General features: G+C 66.9%; 12 protein-coding genes. 9 read left to right on the top strand and 3 right to left on the bottom strand.

Features of this window, described 5'->3' with window-relative positions:
- Positions 1-3,032 (bottom strand): excinuclease ABC subunit UvrA (gene uvrA / locus VFL64_RS17610; protein ID WP_489541683.1); only part of this gene is annotated, 3,032 nt, incomplete at its 3' end.
- Between the two features lie 169 nt (positions 3,033-3,201).
- Here uvrA and VFL64_RS17605 point away from each other — a divergent pair.
- The 6 genes from VFL64_RS17605 to VFL64_RS17580 all read left to right on the top strand — a co-directional run bounded on the left by VFL64_RS17605 (position 3,202) and on the right by VFL64_RS17580 (position 9,774).
- Positions 3,202-4,017, top strand: a complete 816-nt coding sequence (locus VFL64_RS17605) for a phosphate/phosphite/phosphonate ABC transporter substrate-binding protein (RefSeq protein WP_489541682.1) — start codon at positions 3,202-3,204, stop codon at positions 4,015-4,017.
- 148 nt (positions 4,018-4,165) lie between these two features.
- Positions 4,166-5,686 carry an acyl--CoA ligase gene (locus tag VFL64_RS17600; protein WP_489541681.1) on the top strand — a complete coding sequence of 507 codons (1,521 nt, stop codon included), beginning with the start codon at positions 4,166-4,168 and terminating at the stop codon, positions 5,684-5,686.
- A 48-nt stretch (positions 5,687-5,734) separates the two neighbouring features.
- Complete coding sequence (locus VFL64_RS17595) at positions 5,735-6,742, top strand: Bug family tripartite tricarboxylate transporter substrate binding protein (RefSeq protein ID WP_489541680.1); 1,008 nt, start codon at positions 5,735-5,737, stop codon at positions 6,740-6,742.
- Between the two features lie 4 nt (positions 6,743-6,746).
- Positions 6,747-7,265 carry a tripartite tricarboxylate transporter TctB family protein gene (locus VFL64_RS17590; RefSeq protein WP_489541679.1) on the top strand — a complete coding sequence of 173 codons (519 nt, stop codon included), beginning with the start codon at positions 6,747-6,749 and terminating at the stop codon, positions 7,263-7,265.
- Positions 7,265-8,770, top strand: coding sequence for a tripartite tricarboxylate transporter permease (locus tag VFL64_RS17585; RefSeq protein ID WP_489541678.1), 1,506 nt, complete (start codon positions 7,265-7,267; stop codon positions 8,768-8,770). Before VFL64_RS17590 ends, VFL64_RS17585 begins: the two co-directional genes overlap by 1 nt.
- On the top strand, positions 8,767-9,774 hold the full coding sequence (locus tag VFL64_RS17580) for a 2-dehydropantoate 2-reductase (protein ID WP_489541677.1): 1,008 nt from the start codon (positions 8,767-8,769) through the stop codon (positions 9,772-9,774). The genes VFL64_RS17585 and VFL64_RS17580 overlap by 4 nt, the downstream gene beginning before the upstream one ends.
- 19 nt (positions 9,775-9,793) lie before the next feature.
- Here the strand turns inward: VFL64_RS17580 and VFL64_RS17575 are convergent, their stop codons facing one another.
- Complete coding sequence (locus VFL64_RS17575; protein ID WP_489541676.1) at positions 9,794-10,558, bottom strand: fumarylacetoacetate hydrolase family protein; 765 nt, start codon at positions 10,556-10,558, stop codon at positions 9,794-9,796.
- A gap of 378 nt (positions 10,559-10,936) precedes the next feature.
- Here VFL64_RS17575 and VFL64_RS17570 point away from each other — a divergent pair, with 378 nt between their 5' ends.
- The 3 genes from VFL64_RS17570 to VFL64_RS17560 all read left to right on the top strand — a co-directional run bounded on the left by VFL64_RS17570 (position 10,937) and on the right by VFL64_RS17560 (position 14,458).
- Positions 10,937-12,049, top strand: coding sequence for an ABC transporter substrate-binding protein (locus VFL64_RS17570; protein ID WP_489541675.1), 1,113 nt, complete (start codon positions 10,937-10,939; stop codon positions 12,047-12,049).
- Positions 12,050-12,188: 139 nt separating this feature from the next.
- Positions 12,189-13,286 (top strand): ABC transporter substrate-binding protein, encoded by a 1,098-nt coding sequence (locus tag VFL64_RS17565; RefSeq protein ID WP_489541674.1) that lies wholly within the window; start codon positions 12,189-12,191, stop codon positions 13,284-13,286.
- 44 nt (positions 13,287-13,330) lie between these two features.
- Complete coding sequence (locus tag VFL64_RS17560) at positions 13,331-14,458, top strand: ABC transporter substrate-binding protein (RefSeq protein WP_489541673.1); 1,128 nt, start codon at positions 13,331-13,333, stop codon at positions 14,456-14,458.
- Between the two features lie 112 nt (positions 14,459-14,570).
- On the opposite strand, the gene VFL64_RS17555 is transcribed toward VFL64_RS17560, so the two are convergent.
- The coding region (locus tag VFL64_RS17555; protein WP_489541672.1) for an alpha/beta fold hydrolase at positions 14,571-14,777 on the bottom strand (207 nt) is incomplete at its 5' end.

Below are 14,777 nucleotides of genomic sequence, written 5' to 3'. Positions count from 1 at the left end.
AGAGGGGGCCGTTCCTGCGCCTTCACCACGGCCGCTGTCATCGTGAGGTCGTATTCGGAGAGCGCCTTCGCGGTGTGGGACGTACGGTGCCTGCGCACCTCTTCCGGCGTGCCGACGCACACCACCGCCCCGCCGCCCTCGCCGCCTTCCGGCCCGAGGTCGACGATCCAGTCGGCACTCTGGATGACGTCGAGGTTGTGCTCGATGACGATCAGCGAATGGCCGGCGGCGAGCAGCTTGCGCAGGGCGCGCATCAGCTTGGCGATGTCGTCGAAGTGCAGGCCGGTGGTGGGCTCGTCGAACATGAAGAGCGTGCCCTTCTTCGCCACCGACTGGCGACTGGCTGTGGAGCTTTGTGCGGCCTCGGCCAGGAAGCCGGCGAGCTTGAGACGCTGCGCCTCGCCGCCGCTCAGCGTGGGCACCGGCTGGCCAAGCTTCACGTACTCCAGGCCCACGTCGAGAATGGGCTGCAGCACGCGCAGCACCTCGCGGTCGTTCGCGAAGAGCTGCACGGCCTCACTCACGGTGAGCTCCAGCACGTCGGCCACGCTCAGCTCGCGGATGGCCTCGCCGGGCAGGCGGCGGTCGATCTTCACCTCCAGCGTCTCGGCACGGTAGCGGGTGCCGTCGCAATCGGGGCAGCGCAGGTAGATGTCGGAGAGGAACTGCATCTCCACGTGCTCGAAGCCCGAGCCGCCGCAGGTCGGGCAGCGCCCGTCGCCAGCGTTGAAGCTGAACATCGCCGCGCTGTAGCCGCGCTGCTGCGCGAGCGGCGATTGCGCGAAGAGCTTGCGGATCTCGTCGAAGGCGCCGACGTAGCTGGCGGGGTTGGAGCGCGCGGTCTTGCCGATGGGCGACTGGTCGACGAACACCGCGTCGGAGAGCCAATCGCCGCCGAGCAGGCGGTCGTGCTCGCCGGGCGTTTCGGTCGCCTTGCCGAAGTGGCGGGCCAGCGCGGGGTAGAGCACGTCCTGCATCAGCGTGCTCTTGCCGGAGCCGGAGACGCCGGTCACGCACACCAGGCGCTGCAGCGGGAACTCGACCGTCACGTTCTTCAGGTTGTGGTCGCGTGCGCCTTCGAGGATGAGCCGCGGCGTGCTGTCGGTGACGAGCCGCTTGAGGCCCATGCCGACCTGCTTGCGCGCGCCGAGGTAGGCGCCGGTCAGCGTGTCGGCGCCCTTCACTGCCTCCGGCGTGCCGTCGAAGACGATGGTGCCGCCGCGCTCGCCGGGACCCGGGCCCATGTCGATCAGGCGGTCGGCGGCGAGCATCACCGCCGGGTCGTGCTCGACGACGACGAGCGTGTTGCCGGCGTCGCGCAGGCGGTGCATCGCCTCGACGATGCGGTCCATGTCGCGCGGGTGCAGGCCGATGCTGGGCTCGTCGAGCACGAACATGGTGTTGACGAGCGAGGTGCCGAGCGCGGTGGTGAGGTTGATGCGCTGCACCTCACCGCCGGACAGCGTGCGGCTCTGGCGGTCGAGCGTGAGGTAACCCAGGCCCACGTCGCAGAGGTACTTGAGGCGCGTGCGGATCTCGTCGAGCAGCAGTTTGAGCGCTTCATCCAGCATGCTGCTGGGCAAGGTGATGCCGTCGAAGAAGCGGCGGATGCGGTCGATGGGCATCAGCATCAGGTCGTGCACCGTGAGGCCGGGCAAGGCTTCGAGCTGCTCGCGCGACCAGTCGACACCGCTGGGCAGGAAGCGCTTCTCGGGTGCGAGCACCCCGTCGGCGTCGGGCTTGGTGCCCATGCGCCACAGGAGCGCCTCGGTCTTGAGCCGCGCACCGTTGCACGTCGGGCAGGTGGTGTAGCTGCGGTACTTGGACAAGAGCACGCGGATGTGCATCTTGTAGGCCTTCGATTCCAGGTACTCGAAGAAGCGCTTGATGCCGTACCACTGCTTGTTCCACTGGCCCTTCCAGTTGGGCGAGCCGTTGATGACCCAGTCGCGCTGGGCCTGGTTCAGCGCCGACCACGGCGTGTCGCGCGGGATGCCGGCATCGCCCGCGTACTTGAGCATGTCGTCCTGCGACTCCTTCCACGCCGGCGTCTGGATGGTCTTGATCGCACCGGCACGCAGGGTCTTGCGGTGGTCGGGGATCACGAGGCCCCAGTCGACGCCGATCACGCGGCCGAAGCCGCGGCACGCGTCGCAGGCGCCCATGGCCGAGTTGAAGGAGAAGAGCGCGGGCTGCGGGTCGGCGTAGCGGATGTCGCTGTCGGGGCAGTGAAGCCCAGTCGAATAGCGCCACAACACCGCCGCCGGAGACTCTGCGCCCGCCTCCGCCCGCTCAGCCTGAGGTATCGAAGGCCCGCTCGACGTATCCCCCTGCACATACACATTGACGCGCCCGCTGCCGCGCTTGAGCGCCATCTCGATCGCCTCGATCGCGCGTACCTTCTCCGTGCCCTGCAGGCGGAACCGATCCGCCACCACATCGAGCACCTTGCGCGGCCCGGTGGGCGAGGCGACCTCGCGCTCGGCCTGCACCCGGGTGAAGCCGCTCGCCGCCAGCCACTGCTCGATCTCGGCCGCGCTGGTGTTGGCGGGCAGCTCCACCGGGAAGGTCACCACCAGCCGTGGATCGCTCTCCTTCGTGCGCGCCATCAACTCCGCGTAGATCGTCTCCGGCGAGTCGTGCCGCACCAGCTGCGCCGTCTTCTTGTCGAACAACTCCGAAGCGCGCGCGAACAAGAGCTTCAGGTGGTCGTTGAGCTCCGTCATCGTGCCCACCGTCGAACGCGAGGTGCGCACCGGGTTGGTCTGGTCGATGGCGATGGCGGGTGGCACGCCGTCCACGCGGTCCACCGCCGGCCGGTCCATGCGGTCGAGGAACTGGCGCGCGTAGGCGCTGAAGGTCTCCACGTAGCGGCGCTGCCCCTCGGCGTACAGCGTGTCGAACACCAGGCTGGACTTGCCCGACCCGCTGGGGCCGGTGACGACCGTCATCTCGCCGGTGCGGATGTCGAGGTCGAGGTTCTTGAGGTTGTGCTGACGGGCGCCGCGGATGCGGATGAGTCCAGAGGTCATGGGGAGGCGCGCAGACGAGGAGGGGCGGGAATTCTAGGAGTGCGCTCCTGCCACGCACCCGCCAAGGGGATTCGAGAAATAGCACCGCTTTCGCCAACCGTTGCACCCCGACACAGCGCACCCCTCCATTCGCCTTACGCTACAGCCTTCACTTCCTGTTTCATCCATCATGCGTTCGACCCTCTTGCGCGCCTTCGCAGGCGCCGTGCTGGCGGTGGCCAGCACCTGCAGCCAGGCACTGGTCTTTGCCATCAACGAAGGTGTCACCTACCGGGTGGGCAACGACGAGATCCGGGCCAAGTACACCGCCATCGCGGCCGACCTGTCCAAGCTGCTCAAGCAGCCGGTGAGCATCGAGCCGGTGGCCGACTACCCCAGCCTGCGCCGCGGCCTGGCCGCCAAGCAGTACGACCTGGCGATGATCCACCCCGCCCACCTGTCGATCGAGGCCATCAAGAAAAGTGGCTACAAATTGTTGGTGGTGACCAAGGGCTTCCAGCAGTACACCGCCAACTTCCTGGTGAAGACCGATTCGCCCATGCAGACCCTGGCCGACCTGCGCAACAGCTCGCTGGGCCTGCCCGATGAAGACTCGATCACCTCGTGGATGGTGCGCGCTACCCTGCGCGACACCCTGGGCACCACCGACCAGGTGAAGTTCGTCTACACCCGCTACCAGGACGCAGTGCCCTTCTTCGTCGACAACAACCTCACCAAGGCGGGCGCCACGGCCGCCGGCGGCGTGATCAAGGCCTGGCAGACCAAGGGCGGCAAGATCCTCGGCAAGTCGCGCCCGGTGCCCATCAAGCACATCATCGCGAGCCCGGTGCTGCTGCCCGAGCAGGTGGAGAAGGTACGCGAGTACCTGCTGTCGCTGGACACCACGGAAGAAGGCAAGAAGAAGCTCGAAGCCACCAAGTTCACCGGCTTCGCGGCCTACAGCGAGGCCGACATGCTGAGCATCGGCAACTGGCTCGGTCTGTGATGGTTGTGTGACACGGCGAGGCGCTGGCTATCAGGGATTTCACTTCCTTGATCCACCTGCTGCACGTTCGTGCACACCACACATAATGACTTTCATCCGACGAACTGACTGAGGCGGCGCTTCGTGCGTGACTGCCCTAGGGAAGCCCATGCACACCACGCTCCAGCAACTGCTGGCCGGAGGCGCTGATGCCGCCACCGCCATCTCGGCCCCCGGCCGCCCCGCCCTCACCTACCGCGACCTGCGCGCGCTGATCGCCAGCACGCTGGCCAGCCTCAACGCCTTGGGCGTGGGCCGCAACGACCGCGTGGGCATCGTGCTCAACAACGGCCCGGAGATGGCCACCTGCTACATGGCCTGCGCCTCGGGCACGACCAGCGCGCCGCTCAACCCGGCCTACCGCGCTGACGAGTTCGAGTTCTATCTCTCCGACCTCAACGCCAAGGTCCTGATCGTCGAACAGGGCAGCACCTCGCCCGCGATCGAAGTGGCGCGCAAGCTCGGCGTGCGCGTGGTCGACCTGGTGGTGCCGACCGGCGCCCCGGCGGGCCACTTCACGCTGCAGGCACGCGACGGCGCCGCGGCCACGCCCACCACGAACGGCGGCTTCTCCCAGGCTGCCGACGTGGGCATGGTGCTGCACACCTCGGGCACCACCTCGCGGCCCAAGATCGTGCCCCTGTCCGTGGGCAACCTGTGCGCCTCGGCGCACAACATCCGCACCACGCTGCAACTCACCGCCAAGGACATCGGCCTGAACATCATGCCGCTGTTCCACATCCACGGCCTGATCGCCGGCGTGCTGGCGCCGCTGTCGGCGGGCTCGCAGGTCTTCTGCACGCCGGGCTTCAACGCGCTGAAGTTCTTCACCTGGATGGACGAGGCCAAGCCCACCTGGTACACCGCCGTGCCCACCATGCACCAGGCCATCATCGGCCGCGCCAAGGGCAACGCCGACGTGATCGCGCGCAACCCGCTGCGCTTCCTGCGCTCGAGTTCGTCGTCGATGCCGCCGCAGGTCATCAAGGAGCTGGAAGAGATCTTCAAGGCCCCGCTGATCGAGGCCTACGGCATGACCGAGGCCACGCACCAGATGGCCTCCAACCCGCTGCCGCCGCTGGCGCGCAAGCCCGGCAGCGTGGGCCTGCCCGCCGGCCCCGAGGTGCAGATCATGGGCGAGGACGGCTCGCTGCTGGGCCCCAACCAGATCGGCGAGATCGTCATCAAGGGCCCCAACGTGACGGCCGGCTACGAGAACAACCCCAAGGCCAATGCCGAGGGCTTCCTGAACGGCTGGTTCCGCACCGGCGACCAGGGCACCAAGGACAGCGACGGCTACATCAGCCTCACCGGCCGGCTGAAGGAGATCATCAACCGCGGCGGCGAGAAGGTGAGCCCGCGCGAGGTCGACGAGATCCTGATGGACCACCCGGCCGTCAACCAGGTCGTGTGCTTCGGCATGCCGCACCCCAAGCTGGGCGAAGAGGTCGCCGCCGTCGTGGTGCTGAAGGAGGGCGCCGCCGCCACCGAACGCGAGCTGCAGGACTTCGTGGCCAAGCGCGCCGCCGAGTTCAAGGTGCCCAAGAAGATCCTGTTCATGGACGAGATCCCCAAGGGCGCCACCGGCAAGCTGCAACGCATCGGCCTGGCGCAGAAGCTGGGGCTTTGAACCACCGCCGTTTCTCCTAGTTCTTCCAATCAGAGAGGTATCAGCGTGATGACTGTCCGATTCAACTTGCGCGCCCTGGCCACTGCCATGGGCTTGGCCACCCTGCTGGGCGCTGCCGCCCCGGCGCTGGCCTGGGAGCCCACCAAGCCGATCGAGTTCGTGGTGCCGGCCGGCACCGGCGGCGGCGCCGACCAGATGGCCCGCTTCATCCAGGGCGTGGCCGCCAAGCACAAGCTGAGCGCGCAGCCCATCATCGTCGTCAACAAGGCGGGTGGCGCGGGCGCCGAAGGCTTTCTCGACGTGAAAGGCGACAAGGGCAACCCGCACAAGATCGTCATCACGCTGTCCAACCTCTTCACCACACCCCTCGCCACGGGCGTGCCCTTCAACTGGCGCGACCTCACGCCGGTCTCGATGCTGGCGCTCGACCAGTTCATCCTGTGGGTGAACGCCGATTCGCCTTACAAGACCACCAAGGACTACATCGCCGCCATCAAGGCCGCTCCCGACCAGACCTTCAAGATGGGCGGCACCGGCTCCAAGCAGGAAGACCAGATCATCACCGTGCTGCTGGAAAACACCCTCGGCAAGAAGATGATCTACGTGCCCTTCAAGGGTGGCGGCGACGTGGCGGTGCAGCTCGTTGGCAAGCACATCGACTCCACCGTCAACAACCCGATCGAGGCCGAATCGCACTGGCGCGCCGGCAAGCTGCGTCCGCTGTGCGTGATGGACAAGGACAAGCTGCCCTACACCACCAAGCTGGCCGACGCCATGTCGTGGAGCGACGTGCCGCCGTGCGGTGCGGTGGGCCTGCGCGTCAACTACCTGATGCTGCGCGGTGTGTTCATGCCGCCGGGCGTCACGCCCGAGCACGTGGCCTACTACAACGGCCTGTTCGACAAGATCCGCGCCACGCCCGACTGGAAGGAGTTCATGGAGAAGGGTGCCTTCAACCAGACGAGCATGAAGGGCGCCGAGTTCAACGACTGGCTGGGCAAGAACGAGCAGATTCACCGCGAGCTGATGAAGGTCGCCGGCTTCATGGCGCCCTGAAGGCATGAGCAACACGCCGTCCGAACCCACAGGGAACGACAAGCCCGGCCCCAACACGCGCGGGCCCGAACTCGGCGTGGCGGGCTTCCTGCTGCTGGTGGCCGTGCTCGTCATCGCCGACAGCCTGCGCGTGGGCATCGGCTGGGCCGACGACGGGCCGCGCTCGGGCTACTTTCCGTTCTACATCGGCCTCTTCCTGCTGGCCGCAAGCGCCACCATCTTCATCAGCACGCTGATCAACTGGCGCGCGATCAACACGGTGTTCGCCGAGCGCGAACAGCTCGCCACGGTGTTCGCGATGCTGATCCCGATGGTGGTGTACGTGGGCGGCATCGCCTTCCTGGGCATCTACGTCGCCTCGGCCGTGCTGATCGGCTACTTCATGCGCCGATACGGCCAGTTCGGCTGGCCCGCCACGGTGGGCACGTCGATCGCGGTGCCGGTGGCCTTCTTCCTGGTGTTCGAACGCTGGTTCCTGGTGCCGCTGCCCAAGGGCCCCATCGAACGACTGATGGGCTTCTGATGGAAGAACTCAACAACCTCCTGCACGGCTTCAGCGTCGCGCTGACCCTGCCCAATCTCGGCTACATGCTGATCGGCATCACGCTCGGGGTGCTGATCGGCGTGCTGCCGGGCCTGGGCGGCGCCAACGGCATCGCCATCCTGCTGCCGCTCACCTTCAGCATGAACCCCACGTCGGCCATCATCATGCTGTCGTGCATCTACTGGGGTGCACTGTTCGGCGGGGCGATCACCTCGATCCTGTTCAACATCCCCGGCGAACCCTGGTCGGTGGCCACCACCTTCGACGGCTACCCGATGGCGCAGCAGGGCAAGGCGGCGCAGGCGCTCACGGCAGCCTTCACCTCGTCTTTCGTCGGCGCGCTGTTTGCGGTGTTGCTGATCTCCTTCCTCGCGCCCATCCTGGCCAAGTTCGCGCTCAAGTTCGGGCCGGCCGAGTTCTTTGCCGTGCAGCTGCTCACCTTCTGCAGCTTCGTGGGCATGAGCAAGGAGCCGCCGGCCAAGGTGATCGCGTCGATGATGCTGGGCTTCGCGCTCGCCGCCGTGGGCATGGACACCGTGACCGGCCAGCTGCGCATGACCTACGGCGTGCCCGAACTGCTCAAGGGCTTCGACTTCCTGATCGCGGTGATCGGCCTCTTCGGCATCGGCGAGATCCTGCTCACCATGGAAGAAGGCCTGGCCTTCAAGGGCAAGAGCGCGCGCATCAACATGAAGGTGGTGTTCGAGACCTGGCGCGGCCTGCCGCGCTACTGGCTGACCTTTCTGCGGTCGACGGCCATCGGCTGCTGGATGGGCATCACGCCCGGCGGCGCCACGCCGGCCTCGTTCATGAGCTATGGCATCGCGCGCCGCATGTCCAAGGAGCCCGAGAGCTTCGGCAAAGGCCAGATCGAAGGCGTGCTTGCGCCCGAGACGGCGGCGCACGCCGCCGGCACCTCGGCCCTGCTGCCCATGCTCACGCTGGGTATCCCCGGCTCGCCCACCGCCGCTGTGCTGCTGGGTGGCCTGCTGATCTGGGGCCTGCAGCCCGGGCCGATGCTGTTCGTGGAGCAAAAGGACTTCGTCTGGGGCCTGATGGCCTCGATGTACCTCGGCAACCTGGTCGGCCTGCTGGTGGTGCTGACCACCGTGCCCTTCTGGGCCGCCATCCTGCGCATCCCGTTTTCGATCATCGCGCCGGTGATCGTCGTCATCTGCGCCATCGGCGCGTACACGGTGCACAGCGCGATGTTCGACGTGGTGATGATGATGGTCTTCGGCGTGCTGGGCTACCTCTTCAAGAAGCTCAAGTACCCGCTGGCGCCGATGGTGCTGGCGCTGGTGCTGGGCGACATGGCGGAGGCGAGCTTCCGCCAGTCAATGCTGCTGTCGCAAGGCAGCCTGTCGATCTTCTGGGCCAACCCGCTGGTGAGCAGCATCGTCGGCCTGGCGCTCCTGATGCTGCTGTGGCCGCTGCTGGGCGCCACGCGCAGCCGGCTCAAGGTGCGGGAGAGCGCAGCATGAAGATCGCCGTCGTCGGCGCCGGGGCCATCGGCGGCTACCTGGGCGCCAAGCTCTCGCTGGCCGGTGAAGACGTCACCTTCATCGCGCGCAACAAGAACCTGGCGGCCATCAACGCCAACGGCTTCAAGCTGATTCTCGAAGACGGCAGCGAGCAGCACGCTTCGGGCGTGCGCGCCGTGCAGGCCATGGCCGACGCCGGCCCGCAGGATGCAGTGCTGCTCACGCTCAAGGCGCACCAGGTGAAGGACGTACTGCCCGAGCTGCGCGCCCTCTTCGGGCCCGAGACCATGGTCGTCACCATGATCAACGGCCTGCCCTGGTGGTACTTCCACAAGCTGGCCGGGCCGTACGAAGGCCGGCAACTGGAGAGCGTGGATCCGGGCGGCGTGATCGCCGCCCACATCGAGCCCGAGCGCGTGATCGGCAGCGTGGTCTACCCCGCCGCCGAGCTGGTGGCGCCGGGCGTGGTAAGGGTGATCGAAGGCAACCGCTTCACACTGGGCGAGCCCGATGGCAGCCGCAGCCCACGCATCGAGGCGTTGTCGCAGGCCATGATGAAGGCCGGCTTCAAGTCGCCGGTGAGCAAGGACATCCGCGGCGAGATCTGGGTCAAGCTGTGGGGCAACCTGAGCTTCAACCCCATCAGCGCGCTGACGCATGCCACGCTGGAAGACATCTGCCGCTTCCCGGCCTCGCGTGCGCTGGCCGCCGGCATGATGCGCGAGGCGCAGACGCTGGCCGAAAAGCTGGGTGTGGAGTTCAAGATCTCGCTCGACAAGCGCATCGCCGGCGCCGAGGCCGTGGGCGCGCACAAGACATCGATGCTGCAGGACGTGGAGGCCGGCCGCGCGCTGGAACTCGAAGCGCTGGTGGGCAGCGTGGTGGAGCTGGGGCGGATCACCGGGACGCCGACACCGACCATCGACGCGGTCTATGCGCTGGCGAGTTTGCTGGGCAAGACGCTGGTGGACAGCAAGGGCAAGTTGCCGATGCAACCGGTGTGAAGGCCTGAGCGGGCCACCCTCAGCCGTACACGTTCTTCAGCACCCCGATCCCGTCGATCTCCACCTCCACCTCGCTCCCCGCCTTCATCGGCAGCACGCCCAGCGAGGTGCCGCACAGGATCACGTCACCCGGGTACAGCGTCATGTCGTGCGAGATGCGCGACACCAGCTCGGCCGGCGAGAAGGTCATGTCCGACAAGGGGTAGTTCTGCCGTTCGCGCCCGCCCACGCGGGTGCGCAGCGTGGCCTGCGCGAAGTCGAAGTCGGTCTCGATGACCGGGCCGAACACGCCGAAGGTGTCGAAGCTCTTGGCACGCGCCCACTGCGCAAAGCTCGGGTCGCGGCCGATCAGTTCCATGGCCGTCACGTCGTTGGCGCAGGTGTAGCCCAAGATGTGCGCCGGCGCCGCGTCCACGCTGACGGCGCTCGCCGTCTTGCCGATCACCACCGCCAACTCGCCCTCATAGGCCACGCGGCCTTCATAGTGGGCCGGGGCACGAATGGCCTGGCCATGCGCCGCGGCGCTGCTGCTCGCCTTCAGGAAGTACAGCGGCTCGGCAGGCCGGGCCCAGCCGTTCTTCTCGGCCGCGGCATTGAAGTTGTTCCACAGCCCGATGATCTTGCCGGGCACACAGGGGGTGAGCCATTCCAGCCCGTCCAGCGAAATGCGCTCGTCGGTGGACTGGTGTGCACCGAACAGATCACCCTGATGGACCGATACCTCTTGGCCGTGCAGGCTGCCAAACCCTTCACGGCCACCCTGGCGGAATCGCAACCACTTCATCGTGTCTCCTGTCGTTTGAATGCAGCAGGGATTGTTTCAGTGCCCGGCCGCGTCATTCGCCAAACTGGGCGATGAATCAACTGCATATCGAGGCAAGCGTGCTGAGTTGCACAGATTCAATGAGGGGCAGCCGGGAAAACCCACGAGGTATTAGTTCTCAATTGAAGAGACTATTTGGACAAGCGTGCTTAAAGTGCCGCGGAATCTCACAGAATCACGCCGTGTTTCGCTTGGTTACCGTGGTTTTTAGGACGCGGGTTCCCCAAAACGGGGGTGCCGCCCGTGACAATCACCTGAGCGACATGTCTTACGCGAAGCTTACGCAACTGCGCGAGCATCGTTTCAGTCTTCAGTAAACCCACTCGGAGAAGCTTCTCGATGAACGCTAGACGTATGGTGGCCCTGGCCATCGCCGGCTTCATGTTGCCGGCTATCTGTATGGCGCAAATAAGGATCGGCCAGACCGCTGGTTTCACCGGCGCAGCGGCAGCCGGTGTCAAAGAGATTACCGACGGCGCCAAGCTATATCTCGATTCGGTGAATGCCGAAGGGGGTATCAACGGCCAGCAAATAGAACTGGTGTCGCTGGACGACAAGTTCGACCCGGCACTGGCCGCCGAGAACGCCAAGAAACTGATCGCCGACCCGAAGATCGTCGCCCTTTTCCTGAACCGCGGCACGCCCCACTCGCAGGCCATCATGCCGCTGCTGACCGAGCACAAGATCACCCTCATCGCCCCCTCGACCGGCGCGATGGTGCTCCACCAACCCGTCCACCCCTGGGTGTTCAACGTGCGCGCAACCTACCAGCGCGAAGCCGAACACGTGACGCGCCACCTGGCCATGGCCGGCGCCGAGCGCGTGGCCCTGATCCAGGTGAACGACTCTTTCGGCACCGACGCCGCCGCCGGGGCGCTCAAGGTGTTCAAGGAAATGGGCAAGCAGCCCGCCACGCACCAGATCTTCGACCGCGCCAAGCCCGACTTCAGCACGCTCGTGCCCAAGGTCGTGGCGGCCCAGCCGCTGTCCATCCTGTTCATCGGCACCGGCACGGCCGTGGTCGACGGCGTGAAGGCGCTGCGCGCCGCGGGCTCGCGCGCCACCATCGCCACGTTGTCGCCCAACGCCTCGGCCGGCTTCATCAAGAGCATGGGCGAGAACGCGCAGGGCCTGATCATCAGCCAGGTGTTCCCGTCGGCGCGCTCGCTCAAGGTGGCGATGGCCGCCGAGGCCTCGCGCCTGGCCCAGGCCAAGAACCTGCCCGAACTCACGCCGCAGATGCTGGAAGGCTTTGCGGGCGCCAAGGTGCTGGTCGCCGCCCTGCGCCGCAGCGGCAAGGAGATCACGCGCAGCAGCATCAAGAAGGCGCTGGAAGGCTTCAACCGGGTCGACATCGGCGGGCTGGAGGTGAGCTTCACCCCCACCGACCACACCGGTCTCGACTACGCCGACCTGGCCATGGTGGCAGCCGACGGCACTTTCCGCCGATAAGCGTCCCAAACTGACAAGCGGCGGCGGCGGTCTCTGACCGCCGCCGTTCTTTCTTGGAGACTCCGGCAACCATCCGTAAGACCCACACGTTTCTACTGAGGCGCGCCCCTACCATTGCATGCTGTCTCACGAGGATGCAATGAAGAAACTGCTGCTGTGTGCTGCGTGGCTCCTGTGCGTTACCCCCGCCTGGGCCCAGATCAAGATCGGCCAGACCGCCGGCTTCTCCGGTGCCGTCGCGGCCTCGGTGAAAGAAGCCACCGACGGAGCCAAGCTGTACTTCGATGCCGTCAACGCGCACGGCGGCGTGGGCGGCTCGCAGATCCAGCTCGTCTCGCTGGATGACAAGTTCGACCCCAAGCTCGCAGCCGCCAACGCCAAGCAGCTGATCGACGGCGGTGTGATCTGCCTCTTTCTCAACCGGGGCACGCCGCACACTCAGGCAATCATCCCGCTGCTCAACGACAACAAGGTGCCGCTGATCGGCCCGTCCACCGGCGCGATGGTGCTGCACCAGCCGGTGCAGCCCTGGCTCTTCAACGTGCGAGCCACCTACCAGCGCGAAGCCGAGCGCGCCATCTCGCACCTGAGCCTGATCGGCATCGACCGCATCGCCATCGTGCAGGTCGACGACACCTTTGGTGCTGACGCGGTGCTGGGCGCGCTCAAGGGCCTGAAGGCCGTCAACAAGGAGCCGGTGGCGCACGAGAAGTACGACCGCGCCAAGCCCGACTTCGCACCCATCATGCCGAACGTGGTCGCCAAGGACCCGCAGGCGGTGATGTTCATCGGCTCGGGCACCGCCGTGATCGACGGCATGAAGGCGCTGCGCGCCACCGGTTCGCGCGCGCAGATGGTCACGCTGTCGAACAACGCTTCAGCCGGTTTCGTCAAGGACCTCGGCCCCCTCGCCCACGGCGTGGTGGTGAGCCAGGTGTTCCCCTACGAGCGCTCGATCGCCTCGCCGGCGGTGAAGGAGGCGATGGAACTGGCCAAGGCCAAGAACATGGACCTCACGCCCATCATGCTGGAGGGCTTCGTCGCCGCGAAGGTGGTGGTCGAAGGCCTGCGCCGCGCCGGCCCGGCGCCCACGCGCGACAAGCTGCGCCGCGCGCTGGAAACCTTCAACCGCGTCGATCTGGGCGGGCTGGAGGTGAGCTACTCCTCCACCGACCACAGCGGCCTCGACTACGCCGATCTCTCCATCGTCGGCCCGGACGGCAAGTTCCGCCGCTGATTCACCCAACCCGCGCCGCCGCGCGGCGCACCCCAGGCAGTCCCATGTTGAAACTCCACTCTGCCGCCGCCCACCGCGCGGCGGCCGGCCTGTTCGCTCTCGCGCTGGCCCTGCCCGCCACGGCCCAGATCGTGATCGGCCAGACGGCCGCATTCACCGGCCCGGTGGCTGCCGGCGTCCAGGAAACCACGGCCGGCGCCAAGCTCTACTTCGATGCCGTCAACGCCAGCGGCGGCGTGAACGGCAAGACGATCGAACTGGTCTCGCTGGACGACAAGTTCGACCCCAAGCTCTCGGGTGAGAACGCCCGCAAGCTGATCGTCGAGCACAAGGCGATCGCCCTCTTCCTCAGCCGCGGCACGCCGCACACCCAGGCCATGCTGCCGGCACTGAGCGAGTTCAAGGTGCCGCTGGTCGGCCCCTCCACCGGCGCGATGGCGCTGCACAAGCCGGTGCAGCCGTACGTCTTCAACGTGCGCGCCACCTACCAGCGCGAGACCGAGCGGGCCGTGAAGCACCTGAGCCTGATCGGCATGGAGCGCATCGCCGTCTGGCACGTGGACGATGCCTTCGGCGCCGATGCCGCGGCCGGCGCCGCCATCGGCTTTGCCGAGGTGAAGAAGGAGCCCCTGCTGCTGGAGAAGTTCGACCGCAACAAGCCCGACTTCAGCGCCATCGCCCCCAAGCTGGCCCAGGCCGACGCGCAGGCCGTCGTGTTCATCGGCACGGCCGCCGCACTGGTCGAAGGCACGAAGGCGATTCGTGCCGCGGGCTCGCGGGCGCAGATCGTCACGCTGTCGAACAACGCCTCGGGCGGCTTCGTCAAGCAGATGGGCAGCAATGCCCACGGCGTGATCGTGACGCAGGTGTTTCCCTATGAGCGCTCGCTCGCCGCGCCCATCGTGAAGGAGGCGGTCGACCTGGCGGTGGCCAAGGGCCAGGAGGGTGTGTCGCCCGCCATGATGGAAGGCTTCGCTTCCGCCAAGGTGCTGGTGGCGGCCTTGCGCAAGGCCGGCCCCAACCCCACGCGCGAGAAGCTCCTCGGTGCGCTGAACACGCTGCAGAAGCTCGACATCGGCGGCATGGAGGTCAACTTCAGCTCGGCCGACCACACGGGCCTGGTGTTCGCCGACCTCTCCATCATCGGCCCCGACGGCAAGGTCAGGCGCTGAGAGAGCCCCCCAGTCGCTGCGCTCCGGCCCCCAAGGGGCGCCCCCCAAGCGGACCGGCGGAGCCGGCTCCGCGGGGGTGTCCGATGGTTCGCTTCGCTGCGCTCGCTCTGGCTCAGGCGGAGAAGAAGCGCTCAACGAGGGCGAACTGTTCTGGTGTATTCAGCGCGGTCGCGTGCACGCACCCTGAGATGGTGGCCACCACGGCACGCGGGCCGCGATGCCGCATCGCTTCGGCCGTCTCGGCCAGCAGCAGGTCGGAGCTCTCGCCGCGCAGGCACAGCACCGGGAGCTCCAGGCTGTCCCACGCGTCCCACTGCAG

Source organism: Rhizobacter sp., from assembly GCF_035702065.1.
GTDB lineage: Bacteria > Pseudomonadota > Gammaproteobacteria > Burkholderiales > Burkholderiaceae_C > Rhizobacter.
The sequence above is the reverse complement of the archived record's forward strand: the minus strand, read 5'-3'. Positions and strand labels throughout refer to the sequence as shown.